The organism is Streptomyces sulphureus DSM 40104 (genome assembly GCF_000381025.1).
In the GTDB taxonomy this organism is placed as follows: Bacteria; Actinomycetota; Actinomycetes; order Streptomycetales; family Streptomycetaceae; genus Streptomyces; species Streptomyces sulphureus.
Window position 1 is genome coordinate 1 of the sequence record NZ_KB905833.1, and the last position, 17,384, is coordinate 17,384.

Below are 17,384 nucleotides of genomic sequence, written 5' to 3' on the forward strand. Positions count from 1 at the left end.
GGGGTTTGTTTTTCAGGCGTTCAATCTGCTGCCGACGTTGTCGGCGTGGGAGAACATCACGTTGCCGATGGATATTGCGGGGCGGAAGCCTGATCGGGCGTGGGTGGAGCAGGTGGTAGCGACGGTGGGGTTGGGGGATCGGTTGCGTCATCGTCCGGGGCAGCTTTCGGGTGGGCAGCAGCAGCGGGTGGCGGTGGCGCGGGCGTTGGCGTCGCGGCCGGAGATTATTTTCGGGGATGAGCCGACGGGGAATTTGGATTCGCGTTCGGGTGCGGAGGTGTTGGGGTTTTTGCAGAGTTCGGTGCGGGAGTTGGGGCAGACGGTGGTGATGGTGACGCATGATCCGGTCGCTGCGGCGTATGCGGATCGTGTGGTCTTCCTCGCGGACGGACGCATCGTCGACGACCTCGCCGCTCCCACCGCCGAAGCCGTCCTCGAACGCATGAAAACCCTCGACACCCGCAACGAGTCGGCGCCCCGCAGCGAGAGCTGAGCGCAGCGCCCGCAGCGACCGCAACCGAACGGAATCCAGGACTCCCCCATGCTCCGCACCGCCCTGCGCAACGTTCTTGCGCACAAGGCCAGGCTGCTGATGACCGTGCTCGCCGTCCTCCTCGGCGTCGCGTTCGTCTCCGGCACCATGGTCTTCACCTCGACGATCTCGCAAGCCTTCGAGAAGAGTTCCCAGAGCGCGCTCTCCGAAGTCGACCTTTCGATCCGCGAGGACGCGTCGTCCGACCGGGACGAATTCGGCGGCGCACCGCCCTCGTTGGACCAGCGCACCCTCGACCGCGTCGAGCGCCTCGACGGCGTCTCCTCCGCGACGGGCGTCGCCTCCGGCTTCGCCGCCCTCGCCGACAAGAACCGCGACCTCGTCGGCGACGGCTGGGAGACGCGCGGCGCCAACTACTACCCGAGCGGCGCCGACAAGACCGATCCCCGCTACCCGATGGCCGACGGACGCGCCCCGCAGCGCGGCGGCGAGGTGGCGCTCGACGAGAAGACGGCGGAGCGCACGGGCTACCGCGTCGGCGACACCGTGGTGATGTCGGTCGACGGTCCGGTCCGCAAGGAGCGCGTCACGGGCGTCTTCCGCACCGACGACGGCAACGTGGCGGCCGGCGGCACGCTCGTCCTCTTCGACAACCGCACGGCGCAGCAGCTCTTCACCGAGCCCGGCGAGTACACCGAGGTCCGCGCGAAGGCCGAATCGGGCGTCTCCCAGGCTGAGTTGAAGTCCCGTGCGGAGCCGCTGCTCCCCAAGGGGTTCGAGGCGGTGACGGGCAAGCAGCTCGCCGACGACGAGGCCCAGATGATCGATGAGCAGATGTCGAGCATGAAGACATCGATGCTGGCGTTCGCCGGTATCGCGCTCTTCGTCGGCGTCTTCATCATCGTCAACACCTTCACGATGCTCGTCGCACAGCGCACCAAGGAGCTGGCGCTGCTGCGGGCCGTGGGCGCGAGCCGGCGGCAGGTGACGCGTGCCGTGCGGTTCGAGGCGCTGGCCGTCGGGCTCGTCGCCGCCGTGCTCGGACTGGGTGCGGGCGTGGGGATCGCCGCCGCGCTGCGGTCGTTCGCCGGCTCGCTCGGCGGGATGCCGGAAGGCCCGCTGGTGGTGACCGGCGGCACGGTCGCGACCGCGCTTCTCGTCGGGATGCTGGTGACGGTCCTCGCGGCGTGGCTCCCGGCCCGGCGCGCGGCGCGCATCCCTCCGGTCGCCGCGATGGGCAGCCAGTACGTCCCCAGCTCCAAGCGCGGGCTCCTGGTACGGAACACGCTCGGGGCGCTCCTCTCCGCCGCCGGCGGTGCGCTCGTCCTGTTCTCGCGGTCGCTCGACGACGGCAAGATGCCGCTCGCCGTCGGCGCGGTGCTGCTCGTGGTCGGCGTCTTCGTACTGACGCCGCTGCTGTCCCGTCCGCTGATCGCGCTCTCCGCTCCGGTGCTGCGCCTGTTCCGGGTGAGCGGCAAGCTTGCGCGCCTCAACGCCGTCCGCACACCTCGCCGTACGGCGGCGACCGCGTCCGCGCTGATGATCGGGCTCACGCTGATCACCGGGCTCACGGTGGTGGCGGGCAGCGCCCAGCAGGCGATCGACAAGATGGCCACCGCCTCGCTCAAGGCCGACTACTCGGTCTCCATGGCCAACTACAACCCCCTCTCCCCCGACGTCGAGCAGAAGCTCTCCTCGCTCGACGAGGTGACCGCGACCTCGCCGATGCGCAGCGCCTCCGTCGAGATCGACGACGAGACGCGCTACGTCACAGGCGTCGACGGGCGCTCCATCGGCGAACTCGTCGCAGCCGACTTCACCGCCGGGTCCTGGTCGGGGCTGGGCGACACGAGGAAGCCGGGCGTGGTCGTCGAGGAGAAGACGGCCGAGAGCAACGGCTGGGACGTCGGCTCCACCTTCGAGGTGGCCTACGAGGACGGCGCGAAGCAGGAGTTGACCGTCGGCGGCGTCTACAAGGGCAACCAGGCCGTGGGCGGCATGATGATCGACAACCGCGTCCTCACCCCGCACCTGGCGAAGCCCGTCGACATGCAGGTCATGGTGAAGGCGGCGCACGGTGCCGACGACGAGACCAAGGCGGCGATCGAGCGGGCGCTCGGCGGCAACCCCGCGCTCCTCGTCGAGGACCGCGAGGACATCTCCGAGTCGATCTCGCAGACGATCTCCATCGTCCTCAACGTGCTCTACGGCCTCCTCGCGATGGCGGTGCTCGTCGCGGTGCTCGGCGTCGTCAACACGCTGGCGATGTCCGTCTACGAGCGCGGACAGGAGATCGGCATGCTCCGCGCGATCGGACTCGACCGGCGGGGAGTGAAGCGGATGGTCCGGCTGGAGTCGGTGGTGATCTCGCTCTTCGGCGGCGTGCTCGGCATACTGCTCGGCGTCTTCCTCGCCTGGGCCGTCGGCGGAGCGATCGTCAGCCAGGGCTTCGACGCCTACGAGCTGGTACTCCCCTGGGACAGCCTCGGCCTCTTCCTGCTGCTCTCCGCGGTGGTGGGGGTACTCGCCGCGGTGTGGCCGGCCCGTCGTGCCGCGCGGCTGAACATGCTGGAGGCGATCAAGAGCGAGTGACCCGCGCCGTGCACGGCCCGGTGGCTCCCGCGGGGGCCACCGGGCCGTGCCGCGTCAGGGCGTCGCCGAGGCGTCCGCCCGCCACTCCCGGCTGCGCAGCGGCAGGCCGGACGCGCCGGACTCCGGCGTGCGGACGGCGAGGAGCTGGTTGACGCCGATCCGGTTGCGCTCGAAGGAGAGCGCCGAGGCCGCCATGTAGAGCCGCCAGACGCGGGCCCTGCCCGGCGAGGTGAGGCGGACGCCGCGCGCGAAGTCGGCTTCGAGGTTGCGCACCCAGGCGCGGAGCGTCAGCGCGTAGTGCTCGCGGATCGACTCCAGGTCCCGCACCTCGAACCCGGCGTCCTCCAGCAGCCCGACCGTCCGGCCCACCGGCGCCAGCTCGCCGTCGGGGAAGACGTACGCGTCGATGAACTCGTCGACCTCGTACGCGGATTCGTCCTCCAGCGGACGGCGCGCGATCTGGTGGTTGAGGAGGCGGCCGCCGGGGACGAGGAGCGCGTGGAGGTCGGCGGCGTACTCGCGGTAGCGTGCGGCGCCGACGTGCTCGGCCATGCCGACGGACGCGATCGCGTCGAACGGCCCGTCCTTCACCTCGCGGTAGTCCTGGACCCGGATCTCGACCTGTTCGGCGAGCCCTTCCTCCGCGACCTTCTTGCGCGCGTACACCGCCTGCTCCTCGGAGAGCGTGACGGCGACGGCGGTGACGCCGTACTCGCGGGCCGCGTGCACGACGAGCCCGCCCCACCCGCAGCCGACGTCGAGGAGCCGCTGGCCCGGACGGAGCGCAAGCTTGCGGCAGATGAGGTCGAGCTTGTCGTGCTGGGCCTTCTCCAGGGTGCCGCCGTCCTGCCAGTAGGCGCAGGAGTAGACCATGCTGGGACCCAGTACCAGCTCGTAGAACTCGTTGCCCACGTCGTAGTGGTGGCTGATCGCCTTGCGGTCGCGGCTGAGCGTGTGGCGCAGCCCGGTGCGCCTGCGGGCTTCCTCCCGCGGCGGTGGCGGCGGCAGCCCGGGACCGGCGAGCTTGGCGAACTCCGCGGCTGCGGAGCGGAGACCGGGGTCGCGGAGGAAGTCGAGAGGGCCGAAGGACGGCGCGCTCTCCTCCTTCTCCCAGATCATCCCGGCGAGCAGGTCGAGCGCTTCGTAGAGGTCGCCCTCGACATCGATCTCGCCGGCAACCCAGGCGCGGGCGAGGCCGAGTTCGCCGGGCTTGAAGACGAGGCGGCGAAGCGCCCGCCGATGCCGGATCACCACGACGGGGGCGCCGGGCGGACCGGCCTCGCTGCGGTCCCACGCCCTGACGCGGACGGGGAGCTGGTTGCCGAGCAGTTCTTCGGCGAGTGCGACGAGCCGCGAGGCGGCGTCGGCCATGTGGACACACCTCCGTGGAATGAAGGGGTGGATTCCCCGTACATCCAACACGGTGCGGGGGATTTATATGCCCACTGTGCACGGAAGTTGTGCCGCGGGGAACGCAGGCGCACCCCTCGCCCCCGCTCGCACCCGGCTGGTGCAGCCGCACGTCCGGCGCCCCCGCCCGCAGCAGGAAAGCGGCGAGGGGCGCGGGCCCCACGGATGGCCCACGCCCCTCGATCGAGCGCGCTTGTGCGGTTGTTCCCGACCGCTCGCCCCAGGAGGCGGACGGCGTGACGGACGGTCAGGCGCTGGCCTTCTCCGCCTCGCCGCGCTGGGGGGCGACCGTCTGCGCGGCCTCGGCCGACTTGGCCTCGGCCGCGGCGGTGACCGGTGCGGCCGCCTCGTAGAACTCCTTCTGCGGGGTCTCGACGGCGCCGAGCGAGACGACCTCGCGCTTGAGGAACATCCCGAGCGTCCAGTCGGCGAAGACCCGCACCTTGCGGTTCATGGTCGGCATGGCCATGCCGTGGTACGCGCGGTGGAAGTACCAGGCGAGACGGCCCTTGAGCTTGATCTTGCGCTTGCCGACGGCGATCAGCGCGACGCCCTTGTGGAGCCCGAGACCGGCGACGGCGCCCTTGTTGTGGTGCTTGTACTTCCCCTGCGGGAAGCCGCGCAGCCCGGAGATGACGTTGTCGCCGAGGACCTTCGCCTGCCGCAGCGCGTGCTGCGCGTTGGGCGGGCAGAAGGCACCCTCCTTGCCCGAGGCGAGGTCCGGGACCTGCGCGTTGTCGCCCGCGGCCCAGATGTAGTCGGTGCCCTTCACCTGGAGGTCGGTGCCGACGTCCACGTGCCCCTTGGGCCCGAGCGGCAGCCCGAACTCGGAGAGCACCGGGTTCGGCTTGACGCCCGCCGTCCACACGAGGGTGTCGGAGTCCACTTCGAGGCCGTTCTTGAGAACCACGTGGCCGCCGACGCAGGAGTCCATGGAGGTACCGAGGTAGACCTCGACGCCCCGCTTCTTGAGGTGCGTAAGTCCCCACTCGCCGAGCTTCGGGCCGACCTCGGGAAGGATGCCGGGGGCCGCGTCGACGAGGATGAAGCGCATGTCCTCGCGCTTCACGTTGGGGTAGTACGAGGCGGCGTCGCGCGCCATGTCCTCGATCTCGCCTATGGTTTCGGCGCCGGCGAAGCCGCCGCCGATGAAGACGAAGGTGAGCGCCCGGCGGCGAGCCTCCTCGTCGGTGGTGGAGTCGGCCTTGTCGAGCTGCGCGAGCACATGGTTGCGGAGACCGATCGCCTCCTCGACGCCCTTCATGCCGATGCCGTGCTCGGCGAGACCGGGGACGGGGAAGGTGCGCGAGACGGCGCCCATGGCGACGACGAGGTAGTCGAAGGGCAGCTCGTACGCCTCACCGACGGAGGGCGCGATCTTCGCGACCTTGCGGTCCTGGTCGATCGAGGAGACCCGACCGGTGAGGACCTCCGCCTTTCCGAGCACGCGTCGCAGCGGAACCACGACGTGGCGGGGCGAGATGTTGCCGGCAGCGGTTTCGGGGAGGAAGGGCTGGTACGTCATATACGAGCGCGGGTCGACGACCGTGACGGTCGCTTCGCCGTACCGCATCTTCTTGAGGATGCGGCGCGCTGCGTACAGACCGACGTACCCGCCGCCTACGACGAGGATTCGGGGACGCTCCGTGGTGCTCATGGATCCGAGTATCCACCCGACCCCCTGGGGGACCTCGTGAGGGTCTTCACAAGCACCCGCAGCACCTCTGTTACACTACGCGCCCCCGTGACCGACCCCACAGGCCCCGACGGGAACCAGACGGCCGGGCGGTGCGTTCACACCCGGCCTTGAGCTGCGCTTATCGCGAACACATCAGCCTCGGGGGGTTCGCGTTCACGGTACGGAAACACCGTCGAAGCGTCGAGGCCGTTCGTGAGATCCGGACGAAGCGAGAGTCGGGGCCGTTCCGGACTCTCGGTACCGCCCCTCACGGGCGGTCTTCCATGTGAAGAAGTTCACGAAGACTTTTCCACGGGGCGGCGCGCCGTGTCCGCTCATCCCTATCAGCAGAGTGCGCGGCTGCTCAAGTGAGGTCCGCAGGGCGGTACTTGGGGCCCGCTCCGCACGGCACGAGCCTTCCCACCTGCGTCCGTACCACGTGGAAGCCCGACCGGGCGGGAGGATGACGTCCCCCAGCAGCACCCGCACCGGAGGCCCTGATGTGCCGTCTCTTCGCCCTCAGCAGCGCCCCTCACCGCCGCCGCGCCACGTTCTGGCTGCTCCAGGCGCCCGACAGCCTGAGCACCCAGAGCCGCCGCGACCCGGACGGTACCGGCCTCGGCTTCTACGACGCCGAGGACCACCCGCACCTCCACAAAGCACCCCTCGCGGCCTACGAGGACCGGCACTTCGCCGAGGAGGCCAACGACGTCACCTCCACGACGTTCCTCGCGCACGTCCGCTACGCCTCGACGGGGGAGCTGACCCGCAGCAACACCCACCCCTTCCTCAAGGACGGCCGCCTCTTCGCCCACAACGGCGTGATCGAGGGGCTCGACGAACTCGACGCACACCTCGGCGCCGACCGGAACCGGGTGCACGGGGACACCGACTCGGAGCGCTTCTTTGCACTCGTCAGCCGCGAGACCCACGCCAGGAGCGGGGACGTCGCGGCGGGGATCACCGCGGCCGCGAGCTGGGTGGCGGCCCAACTCCCCGTCTACTCGCTCAACTTCGTCCTCACCACACCGCGTGAGCTGTGGGCGCTCCGCTACCCCGACACCCACGGCCTCTACGTCCTGCCCCGCACCGTCGACGAGACCCACCGCGGCCGCGAACTCGAGCACCGCGGCACCGCGGGGCGCATGCGGGTCAACTCCAGCGCACTCGCGGCGGCGCCCTCCGTCGTCGTGGCGAGCGAGCGCATGGACGACGACCCGCGCTGGCGCCTCCTGGAACCCGGCGAACTCCTCCACGTCGGCCCCGAGTTGACCACCCGCAGCACCCGCATCCTCCGCCGGGGCCCCGCGCACCGGCTCACCGCGGCCGACCTGGGCGCCGAGGCGGCGGCCTCGCAGGCGGCGGGGTGAGGGGCGGGCTCGGCGAGCGGTGGGGGCGTGCGATGCGAGGACGTGCCCCCTGTTACCCACTGGTCTGTGTACACCAGTCTGCGAACACTGAACCCATGACTGACAGCACTGTGTCCGTACGGGAAGCCCGCGCACACCTCGCGGAGCGGATCAATCAAGCCGAGGCAGGCACACCGACGGTGATCACGCGTAATGGCGCCGCCGTGGCGGCAGTAGTACCGATCGCCGACTTCGAAGCGCTGGAGGAAGCGGCCGACCTGATGCTGGCGCAAGAAGCTGAGGCGGTACTCGCCGAAGGCGGCCCTACCGTGACAATGCCCGAGCTGCTGGCGGAGCTGTTCGCCGAAGAGCGCGAAGACTCGGCACGAAGTATGCGTTTCGGTTCACCGCAGCGGCACGGCGGCAGCTACGGTCCGTGAGTCAACCCGATGCCATGCGCCTCCTCACCGCGCTGACTGCCCGCGGGGACGACCCGTACCGGGAAGGCGTTGACGTCGAGAAGCTCACCGGCACTTCAAAGCTTTACTGTCTCAGGGTCGATAACTACCGAATCGCCTACCAGGTGAATGACGGTGAACTCGTCATTCTCGTCGTCAAGGTAGGCAACCGGCGCGAGGTGTACCGCAACTTGTAGAAACATCGGCCGGGGTGCTTCACCACCCCGGCGGTGAAGCACCCGCCCCCTACCGCGCCTCGGCCGCCGCGAAAGTCAAGCCGTCGAGGATGTCGTGCTCGCTGACGACGACCTCCTCCGCGCCGGTGCGTTCCATGATCGTCTGGAGGACGAGGGCGCCGGCGTTGATGACGTCGGTGCGGCCCGGGTGCATGACGGGGAGGGCGGCGCGTTCGTCGTGGGTGGCTGCGAGGAGGCGGCCGGTGAGCTCCTGGACCTGTGCGTACGTCATGCGGGAGTGGTGGATGGCGGACGGGTCGTAGCTGTCGAGGTCGAGGGCGAGGCCGGCGAGGGTGGTGACCGTGCCGGCGAGGCCGACGAGGGTGCGGGCTTCGGAGAGGGGGACCGTCTCCTCGACGAGGTCGATCGCGGACTCGATGTCGGCGCGGATCGCCTGGATCTGGGCGAGGGAGGGGGTCTCGGTGACCTCGCCGTCCCGGGTGAGGTGGCGCTCGGTGAGACGGACGCAGCCGATGTCGACGCTGCGGGAGGCGGTCACCGAGTCGGTGCCGACGACGAACTCCGTCGAGCCGCCGCCGATGTCGACGACGAGGTACGGCTTCGCCGCGTCGGGGACGTCGGCACCGGGCGCCGAGAGTTCCCGCGTCGCGCCGGTGAAGGAGAACTCCGCCTCCTGCTCGCCCGTGATCACCTCGGGCTCGACGCCGAGGATCTCCAGGACGCCGCTGACGAACTCGGCCCGGTTCTCGGCGTCCCGCGAGGCCGACGTCGCGGCGAACGTGAGGTGCTCCCTCGCCACACCCAACTCCTCGATCGCCGCGGCGTACCGGCGGCAGGCGGCGAAGGTCCGCTCCAGCGCCTCGGGGGCCAGGCGGCCGGTGCGGTCGACGCCCTGGCCGAGTCGGACGATCTCCATCCTCCGGTCGAGGTCGGTGAGTTCGCCGGTCGCCGGGTCGATGTCGGCGACGAGGAGACGGATGGAGTTGGTGCCGCAGTCGATTGCGGCGGCGCGGATCGCCCCGCCGTCCGCTGCTGACGCTGCCTGCGCCGTTGCGGAATCGGGGGCGCCGGTCGGGGTGCTGTCCCGGGCGTGTGCGGGCTCGTCGGACGGCGCGCACGTGACGCAGGGGCCCTTGCGCCACCACTCGGGGAGCATCGCGAGCGCCTCGTCGCCCAGGGGATTGACGCCGGGGCCTGCGACGAGGGAATGGGCGACGAGGACGTGGAGGCACTTGACGCGTTCCGGCATGCCGCCGGCGCTGGGGAAGCCCTTCAGCTCCTCGATGGCGTCGCGCCTGGCGAGGTAGTCCTCGTGCGCCGCCCGGTAGGCGGCGGCGAGTCGGGGGTCCTCGGCGAGGCGCGAAGTCATCTCGCGCATCACGCCGTTGGCCTCCAGCGTCCCGATGGCGGACGCGGCGCGAGGGCAGGTGAGGTAGTAGGTGGTGGGAAACGGAGTGCCGTCCTCCAGGCGCGGCGCCGTCTCGACGACGTCCGGCAGGCCGCAGGGGCAGCGGTGCGCGATGGTGCGCAGGCCCCGTGGCGGACGGCCCAACTGCTCCCTGAAGGCGCAGACGTCCGCCTCGGTCGGTGCGGTGTGCTCGGTGGTGGGCGGAGGCGTTTCCATGCGTGGTCTCTTCTCGGCGCGGGCGCGGACCTGGCAGAGCCTACGGGCAGCGACCGGAGGGCCGTCGGGTGCGTCAGCCGTCCGAGTCGGAGAGGTCGATGCTGCGCCAGAGGTTCTGGTACCAGGGGCGGTCGGCGGGGCCCTCGTCGCCGTCTCGGGTGTCGTCGGCGGAGCCGTCGGGGCGGACGTAGCCCGTCTCGCCCGGGCGTACGTAGTGGAGGTGGAGCCTGGCCTGCTGCTCGACGTAGGCCGGGTCGTGCCAGCGGGCGCGCTCCTCGCGGAGGCGCTTGACCTCCTCGCGGGCCTCCTGCGCCTGCTGCCGCTGGTCGGCGATCTGCGAACGCTGCGTGACGTACTGCCGGGCGGGATAGGCGAGGACGACGACGAGTGAGCAGAGGACGAGCGCCAGCACCGCCGCCCTGCCGGTGAGCCTGCTGCCCGGCGGTGTGCGCATGCGGCGGCTCTGGGCGCGGTAGACGCGCTCGGCCGCCTGGCTGCCGAGCGCCCTCAGCCTGGTCGCGGTGGAGAACCGATCGGCTGGCACGTTCCTCTCCTGTCGCCCGTCTCTCGACTGCGGGTGTCAGCTCGCGCAGTCGTACGTCCCCGTCACCGTACGGGAACGGCGGCGGGGACGTACGGAACCGAGCGCCGGTCGGTCCTGCGGTCAGCGCTTGTAGCGGGGGAACGCCGAGCGGCCGGCGTAGACCGCGGCGTCGTCGAGGATCTCCTCGATCCGCAGCAACTGGTTGTACTTGGCGACGCGCTCGGAACGGGCGGGCGCACCGGACTTGATCTGGCCGCAGTTGGTGGCGACGGCGAGGTCGGCGATGGTGACGTCCTCGGTCTCGCCGGAGCGGTGGGACATCATGCACTTGAAGCCGTTGCGCTGGGCGAGCTCGACGGCGTCGAGGGTCTCGGTGAGCGAGCCGATCTGGTTCACCTTCACCAGCAGCGAGTTGGCGGTGTTCTCCTCGATGCCGCGGGCGAGGCGCTCGGGGTTGGTGACGAAGAGGTCGTCGCCGACGAGCTGGACCTTGTCGCCGAGCTTCTCGGTGATGACGGCCCAGCCGGCCCAGTCGTCCTCGAAGAGCGGGTCCTCGATGGAGACGAGCGGGTAGTCGGTGACGAGCCGCTCGTAGTACTCGGTCATCTCGGCGGCCGAGCGCTTCTCGCCCTCGAAGTCGTAGACGCCGTCGCTGTAGAACTCGGAGGCGGCGACGTCCAGCGCCAGCGCGACGTCCTGGCCCGCGTCGTAACCCGCCTTCTGGATCGCCTCGATGATCAGGTCGAGGGCCTCGCGGTTGGAGCCGAGGTTGGGTGCGAAGCCGCCCTCGTCGCCGAGTCCGGTGGAGAGGCCGCGCTCCTTCAGGACGCTCTTCAGCGCGTGGTAGACCTCGGCGCCCCAGCGCAGCGCCTCCGAGAAGGACTCGGCACCGATCGGCGCGATCATGAACTCCTGGATGTCCACGTTGGAGTCCGCGTGCGAGCCGCCGTTGAGGATGTTCATCATCGGGACAGGGAGTTGGTGCGCGTTGGGCCCGCCGAGGTAGCGGAAGAGCGGGAGGTCCGACGCCTCGGAGGCGGCGTGCGCGACGGCGAGCGAGACGCCGAGGATCGCGTTGGCGCCGAGCGAGGACTTGTCGGCCGTGGCGTCGAGGTCGAACATCGCCTGGTCGATGAGGCGCTGCTCGGTGGCGTCGTAGCCGACGAGCTCGGGGCCGATCTGCTCGATCACCGCGAGGACGGCCTTCTCGACGCCCTTGCCCGCGTAGCGGTTGGGGTTGTCGTCACGCAGCTCAAGGGCCTCGAAGGCGCCGGTCGAGGCGCCGGACGGCACGGCAGCACGGCCGGTGCTGCCGTCGTCGAGGCCGACCTCGACCTCGACCGTGGGGTTGCCTCGCGAGTCGAGGATCTCGCGGGCTACGACGACGTCGATGGACGGCACGTGAGTCTCCTTCATGTGTGTCTGGGTTTTGCCCCCCTGAGCCTAACCGTCCCAGGGGGGCCGACTCCGCGGGCCGTCCGTGTCGCGCTCCTCGCCGGGCGCTCGCGCGCTCGGGTCGCCGTGCGCGGGCGTGCTCCGGTGAGTGTGGGCGCCGTCGGATGTGCGTCGACTGCGCCGTCGTGCCGGCCTACGCGCGTGGCGGTGCGCTGCCGGGGAACGCGGCGCCGGTCGTCCCGACCGGCGCCCGCTGTGGTCAGAAGCTGAGGTGCTGGCCGGGGCGGATCAGATCGGGGTCGGAGCCGACGACTTGGCGGTTGCGCTCGTACAGCTCCGGCCAACCGCCTTCGACTTGGTGGCGCTCGGCGATGGCGGAGAGGGAGTCGCCTGCGCGCACCTCGTGGCCCCTGCCGCCGGGTCCGCCGTCGCGCGAGGGGTGGCCGGGGCCGTCCGCACGCTCACCGCGGTCGGCGTGGCCGGTGTCGCGGCCGGAGCGGTCGTCGGGGGCGGAGGTGTCCGAGGATTCATCCGGGTTGACCGGACTGCCCGGTGTGCCAGGCGTGTTGGAGCCCGCGCCGTTTTCAGGAGACTTGCGGTGCTTGCCCGAACCCTCGCCGGGTGCGGCGGGTGTCTCGGACGGCTCCGGGGTGCCCCGGTGCGAGCCGTTGTCGGACGAGCGGTCGCGGTCGGAACCGTCGGGCTCGTCGTCGGGCACGGGGCTCGCGGTGTCGCCGGGGGACGGTTGCGTGCGGTCGCCGGTCGAGTCGTCCTGCTCTGCCTCGTCGCCGGGGGTGACTTCGGGGTCCCGGGTCTGCTCGTCCGTGAGGCCCGAGCGCTCGGCGCAGGAGGACCAGGCGTCGGGGCCGCGGTCGTCGAGGACGCGCTCGGCGACGGAGATCTGCTGGCTCCGGCTGGCGAGGTCGGGGCGCGGCGCGTATGCGGTGCCGCCGTACCCCTGCCAGGTCTCCAGGCTGAGTTGGAGGCCGCCGTAGTGGCCGTTCTGCTCGTTGGCGCTCCACAGGCCGCCGCTCTCGCACTCGGCGACGCGGTCCCAGATGCCGGCGTCGGCCGCTTGCGCACTCGTGGCGCCGAGGAGGGGCATGGCGATGCCCGCTCCCGTCACCCCTGCGGTGACGAGCAGAGCAGGGGCCTGGCGGGGTCGTCTGTGACGGCCGTTCCCAGCGCGCATGGAGAACCTCTCGTAAGGACTCGGGGACGGCGCCGAACGTAGCCGCCAATCCTCGACATCACAAGCCAATGTCGCCTGCATCACGCGACGGTCACGCTCCATGACGGGAGGTCAGACGCCGCGTGACGACGGGAGGAGAGGCGCGGGCGGATGCCGCGTCCCCTGGCCCGCCGCCCGGTGCACGGGCGGCGGCGGGGCCGTCGGCTCGGCGCCGTGTCGATGGTCGCACAGCTTGGCCTCCGGTCCCCGCGGAAGGGTCGGCGGCCGGGGCTTCCGGCCCGCCGTGCCGCTCGAACGTGCCTGTGCGTGCGGTGCGTTGGGCGTCGTTACGCGTCCGACCGTCCGCCGTCGTAGTGCGTCTGCGTCAGTCCGGGTCCGCTCGGTAGGTGACCGGAAGAGTGCGCAGACCGCGCATGATCAGGCCGCCGCGCCAACGGAGTTCGTCCGGGGGCGTCGCCAACTCCAGGGCGGGGAGGCGGCGGAAGAGCGTGGCGAGGGCGGTGCGGCCCTCCAGGCGGGCGAGCGGGGCGCCGAGGCAGTAGTGGATGCCGTGGCCGTAACCGAGGTGCTGGTTGTCGGTGCGCGTCAGGTCGAGCGCGTCGGGGGACTCGAAGCGCTCGGGGTCGCGGTCGGCGGCGGCGAGGACGACGAGGACGGGGTCGCCCTCCGCTATCCGTGCGCCTCCGAGGACCAGCGGCTCCGTGGCGAAGCGCCAAGTGGCCATCTCCACCGGGCCGTCGAAGCGGAGCAGCTCCTCCACGGCGCGGGCGAGCAGCGCCTCGTCCTGCGGGCCGCCGCGCTCGACCGCCCCCTGGAGGAGGGCGCGCTGCTCGGGGTGGCGCAGGAGGGCGAGGGTGCCGTTGCCGATCAGGTTGACCGTCGTCTCGAAGCCGGCGAAGAGCAGGATGAACGCCATCGCCGCCGCCTCGTTCTCCGTGAGGTGCTCGCCGTGGTCCGAGGCGCGGATGAGGCCGGAGATCAGGTCCTCGTCCGCGGCCGGCTGCGGGGGCAGCAACTCGCGCTTGCGGTGGATGAGTTCGGCGAGGTAGCGGCGCATCTTCTTCACCGCGCGGCCGACGCCGCCGCGGGGCGCGTTGCCGTGGCGCAGCATCATCCCCGCCCAGTCGCGGAAGTCGTCCTGATCCTGGGCGGGGACGCCGAGCAGGTCGCAGATGGCGTAGATCGGGAGGGGGAACGCGAACTCGTGGATGAGGTCGGCCTCTCCGACGGGTGCGCCCGGCTCGCGACGGGCCAGGATCGCGTCGATCAACTCGTCGGCGAGCGCCTGCACTCGGGGCGCGAAAGCGGCGACGCGGCGCGGCGTGAACGCCTGGGAGACGAGGCGGCGGAGACGCGTGTGGTCCGGCGGGTCGATGTTGAGCAGGTGCGTCATGAGGTTCGCGCCTCGCTCACCGGGGATGCCCACCTTCCCCTTGTCGTGCGCCGACTCGCTGTGCCTGCCCGGGTTCTTGCTGAGCCGCTGCTCCGCGAGGGCGGCGCGGGCGTCCGTGTGGCGGGTGACGAGCCATGCCTCGACGCCGCTCGGCAGCGTCGTCCGATGCACCGGGGCGTGCTCGCGGAGCCAGGCGTAGGCGGGGTACGGGTCGGAGGCGAAGCGCCAGTCGAAGAGAGGGGGCATCGGCGGGGGCGCGGGAGGTCCGTCCGGAGGCGCGTCGCTGGGGTCGGGGCGGGGGCTCGGGGCGGACGTCCGGTCACCGGCGTGCGGGCAACGGGCCGTGGGGGGCGGGGCGTTGAAAGCTCCGGCGGTGGCGGCGCCGGACGCGGGAGCAGCTTCGGTGCGCGCCTCGACGAGGGGGAGGTCGGGGCCGGGCGGGCGGGTGCTGCGGGTTTCGGGCGCCTGTGCAGGGTCGGGGATGGTGGGTCGCTCGCCGGCGTGCTCGTCGGACGGCGGGGCGGTACGGGCGCCGCTCACGGCGCCGCCCGCCGGTACGGGGCCTGGGGCGGAGGCGCCGTCGGGCTCGTCGCTGAGCCTTGCGTGTTCGGCATCGACGTCATGGCCCTCGGACGCGGAGACGTCGTCGGCCCACTCCTCCCCGTCCGACCAACCGCCGCTGGACCGCGCGAAGTTGCGAGCAGCACCCCCCGGCGCGGTATGAGTGCCGCTCACGGCGCTGCCCTCCGACACAGCACCGAAGACGGACGCGCCGGCGGTCTCCTCGTCGCCTTGTGCACAACTGCCGTCGGACGACGGTGCGTTGCAGGCCGCGCCCGCCTGCGCCTCCCGCGCGCCCGGGGTGCGGGCTCCGCCCGACCCGTCCTCATGGCCCGGAGCCGCCGCGCGGAGCCCCGGGACGGTGCGTGTCCCGTTCGTCGGCCCGGTGGATGCGCCGGACGCCGACGCACGGTCGGCCGGCTCCTCGCCATGGACTCCCGGACGCCGCGTCCCCGTCGAGCGGGTCTCCTCGGGCAGCGGCGGACGGGCGGGGCCGTGCCGGTCGCCGGGTGGCCGGGTCGGTGCCGGGCGGCCGTCGGGGCGGGCGGGGTTTGCGATGGGGGGAGTCTCGTCGTGCACCTTACGACGGTACGGGCTGGTTCCAGGACGTGGCGATGAGGTACTGGCCGAGGAGGTAGCCGGCCATGACGAGGACGTCCTGGCCCGGGAAGCGGCGGCCCGCGGCCTGGAGGGCGATGAGGAGGTCGGAGCCGACGAAGGCGGTAGCGCCGACCGCGGTGCGGCCGCCGACGCCGAGGCCAGTCGCGCCCATCGCTGCGAGCGCGAGGCTGTAGACGGCGACGGGGGCGCGGAGTTCGGGGGCGAGGCTCTTGCGGAGTGCTCCGTTGGCCGCGGCCCACCCGGCGGCGCAGGCGAGGGCGAGGGCGGGACGGGCGCGCAGGCCGCGTGCCCCTCCGGCCTTCGCCATACCTGCCGTGTAGCTGAGTTGGGTGCCGAGGAAGGCCGCCATGCCTGCGAGGAAGGCGGGGCGGCGGTCGTCGCGGAGCAGCGCGGTGTCCCCGGCGGTGGCGCAGGCGAGACCGGCGAGGAGCGCGGCGGGATACGGCTCCTCGCGGTGACGGCGCCGGCGCAGCACATGCACCGCGAGCGCCGGCATCAGCAGCGGCTTCGCCGCGCGCTGCGGGCCGCGGTGGTAGCGCGCAGTGGCGAAGAGATCCACGGCCGAGAGGAGGCCGTAGGCGACGAGGGCGTCGCTGCCCCGGCCGTCGGGACGGGAGAGCAGCTCCGCGCACGACCTCGCCCGGACGCGCAGACCGCGCGGGGCTGCGAGGAGGTTCACCATGGCCGGCAGTGTGGGCCGCTCGCCGACGTCCGGTCAACGGTGCGTGTACGACGCATTCCGGTACGCGCTCGTGAAGCCGGCACGCAGAGGCCCGGGGCCTTCAAGGCGCCGCCACCGCTGCGAAATTGCCGGGTGGCGCGGCTCACACGACCTCCACGCCCTCGGCCGCGAGGATGGCGTCCCGATAGGTGCGCGCGGCGGCGCGCAGGGCGGTCTCGGGCTCGACGCCCGACGCCTCGGCGCGCAGGGCGAGGGCCAGCAGCTCGTAGCCGATCCCCTCGCCCACGACCTCGGGGACCACCACACCGGCGGCCCGCGCACGCCCCGCGAGCTTCCCGACCAGGGCGAGCGCCGGCTGCCCCATCGGCACCCCTTCCGTCACCGATCTCCGTTGCTTCTCCTCGGCCTTCGCCTCCAGCCACTGCGCCTTGACCTCCTCCGCGTCGGTGACGACCGCCTCGGAGAAGATGTGCGGGTGGCGGCGGACGAGCTTCTCGACCAGGGCCCCGGCGACGTCGTCCACCGCGAAGGGCTGCTCCGGGTGGTCCTCGGCGATGCGGGCGTGGAAGACGACCTGGAGGAGGACGTCCCCCAACTCCTCGAGTACGGCGGGGCGGTCGTCCTCCTCGATCGCCTCGACGAGCTCGTATATCTCCTCGACGCCGTACTTGAGGAGGTCCTCGTGGGTGCGGCGGCCCGTCCACGGGCACTCGCGGCGGATGCGGTCCATGATCTGGACGAGATCGAGGAGGCGGGCGCCGGGGAGGTCGTACGCACCGGGGAGCAGCTCCAGCTCCGGCATCTCCTCGCGGCCGGAGCCGGCGAGCGCCGCGAGCCCCTGCGTCAGCTCGGGCTCCCCCTCGGCCGCCGCCAGCACCACCGCACTCCGCCCGCCGGCGCACGCCTCCATCAGCGCGCGCGGCTCCACGGTGTTCCCCGCCTCCACGACGACGCCGGCCTCGCGGACGTACGGAAGCTGGGGGTGGTGCGGATCGGGGCTCAGGACGAGGTCGGCTGTGCGCAGGGCCTGCCACGCCGGCCAGGAGAGGAGCCCGGGGGCGACTCGGTGGCTGGTGGTGAGGAGGACGATGCGGCCGCTCGACGGCACCTCGGTGGCTGCTGACGCGCGGGGCGGGTGCGGCGCCCGCGCGTCCTCTCGGTTCGCGTTCACGGTACGAACCTACTGCGTCGCCAG

General features: G+C 71.9%; 14 protein-coding genes. 5 read left to right on the plus strand and 9 right to left on the minus strand.

Annotation, left to right across the window (positions count from 1 at the left end; all coding sequences use genetic code 11):
* Both F603_RS0130850 and F603_RS0130855 read left to right on the plus strand, forming a co-directional pair.
* Positions 1–493, plus strand: a 493-nt coding sequence (locus F603_RS0130850) for an ABC transporter ATP-binding protein (RefSeq protein WP_019549783.1), incomplete at its 5' end; no start/stop codon positions are given.
* Positions 494–541: 48 nt separating this feature from the next.
* Complete coding sequence (locus tag F603_RS0130855; protein ID WP_019549784.1) at positions 542–3,085, plus strand: ABC transporter permease; 2,544 nt, start codon at positions 542–544, stop codon at positions 3,083–3,085.
* 54 nt (positions 3,086–3,139) lie between these two features.
* On the opposite strand, the gene F603_RS0130860 is transcribed toward F603_RS0130855, so the two are convergent.
* Positions 3,140–4,456, minus strand: coding sequence for an SAM-dependent methyltransferase (locus F603_RS0130860; protein ID WP_019549785.1), 1,317 nt, complete (start codon positions 4,454–4,456; stop codon positions 3,140–3,142).
* 286 nt (positions 4,457–4,742) lie between these two features.
* The gene (locus F603_RS0130865; protein ID WP_019549786.1) at positions 4,743–6,152 is read right to left on the minus strand and encodes an NAD(P)/FAD-dependent oxidoreductase; all 1,410 of its coding nucleotides are present in this window, start codon (positions 6,150–6,152) and stop codon (positions 4,743–4,745) included.
* Between the two features lie 521 nt (positions 6,153–6,673).
* Here F603_RS0130865 and F603_RS0130870 point away from each other — a divergent pair.
* The 3 genes from F603_RS0130870 to F603_RS0130880 all read left to right on the plus strand — a co-directional run bounded on the left by F603_RS0130870 (position 6,674) and on the right by F603_RS0130880 (position 8,177).
* Positions 6,674–7,543 carry a class II glutamine amidotransferase gene (locus tag F603_RS0130870; protein ID WP_019549787.1) on the plus strand — a complete coding sequence of 290 codons (870 nt, stop codon included), beginning with the start codon at positions 6,674–6,676 and terminating at the stop codon, positions 7,541–7,543.
* 95 nt (positions 7,544–7,638) lie between these two features.
* Entirely contained in the window at positions 7,639–7,962 is a 324-nt protein-coding gene (locus F603_RS33235) for a type II toxin-antitoxin system prevent-host-death family antitoxin (protein ID WP_051096443.1), read from the plus strand.
* A complete protein-coding gene (locus tag F603_RS0130880) occupies positions 7,959–8,177 on the plus strand; it encodes a type II toxin-antitoxin system RelE family toxin (protein ID WP_051096445.1) in 219 nt (72 codons plus the stop codon). Before F603_RS33235 ends, F603_RS0130880 begins: the two co-directional genes overlap by 4 nt.
* A gap of 49 nt (positions 8,178–8,226) precedes the next feature.
* Here the strand turns inward: F603_RS0130880 and F603_RS34515 are convergent, their stop codons facing one another.
* From F603_RS34515 to F603_RS0130915, 7 genes are all read right to left on the minus strand, one after another.
* Positions 8,227–9,801 carry a DUF501 domain-containing protein gene (locus tag F603_RS34515; RefSeq protein WP_019549790.1) on the minus strand — a complete coding sequence of 525 codons (1,575 nt, stop codon included), beginning with the start codon at positions 9,799–9,801 and terminating at the stop codon, positions 8,227–8,229.
* 73 nt (positions 9,802–9,874) lie between these two features.
* Positions 9,875–10,345 (minus strand): FtsB family cell division protein, encoded by a 471-nt coding sequence (locus tag F603_RS0130890; RefSeq protein ID WP_019549791.1) that lies wholly within the window; start codon positions 10,343–10,345, stop codon positions 9,875–9,877.
* A gap of 120 nt (positions 10,346–10,465) precedes the next feature.
* Positions 10,466–11,746 carry a phosphopyruvate hydratase gene (gene eno, locus F603_RS0130895; RefSeq protein ID WP_019549792.1) on the minus strand — a complete coding sequence of 427 codons (1,281 nt, stop codon included), beginning with the start codon at positions 11,744–11,746 and terminating at the stop codon, positions 10,466–10,468.
* A 253-nt stretch (positions 11,747–11,999) separates the two neighbouring features.
* A complete protein-coding gene (locus F603_RS0130900) occupies positions 12,000–12,932 on the minus strand; it encodes a transglycosylase family protein (protein ID WP_026328870.1) in 933 nt (310 codons plus the stop codon).
* 364 nt (positions 12,933–13,296) lie between these two features.
* Positions 13,297–14,571, minus strand: a complete 1,275-nt coding sequence (locus F603_RS34880) for a cytochrome P450 family protein (protein ID WP_106431441.1) — start codon at positions 14,569–14,571, stop codon at positions 13,297–13,299.
* A gap of 895 nt (positions 14,572–15,466) precedes the next feature.
* Entirely contained in the window at positions 15,467–16,189 is a 723-nt protein-coding gene (locus F603_RS0130910) for a lysoplasmalogenase family protein (RefSeq protein ID WP_019549795.1), read from the minus strand.
* A gap of 142 nt (positions 16,190–16,331) precedes the next feature.
* Positions 16,332–17,360 (minus strand): nucleoside triphosphate pyrophosphohydrolase, encoded by a 1,029-nt coding sequence (locus tag F603_RS0130915; protein WP_019549796.1) that lies wholly within the window; start codon positions 17,358–17,360, stop codon positions 16,332–16,334.
* Between the last annotated feature and the right edge of the window lie 24 nt (positions 17,361–17,384).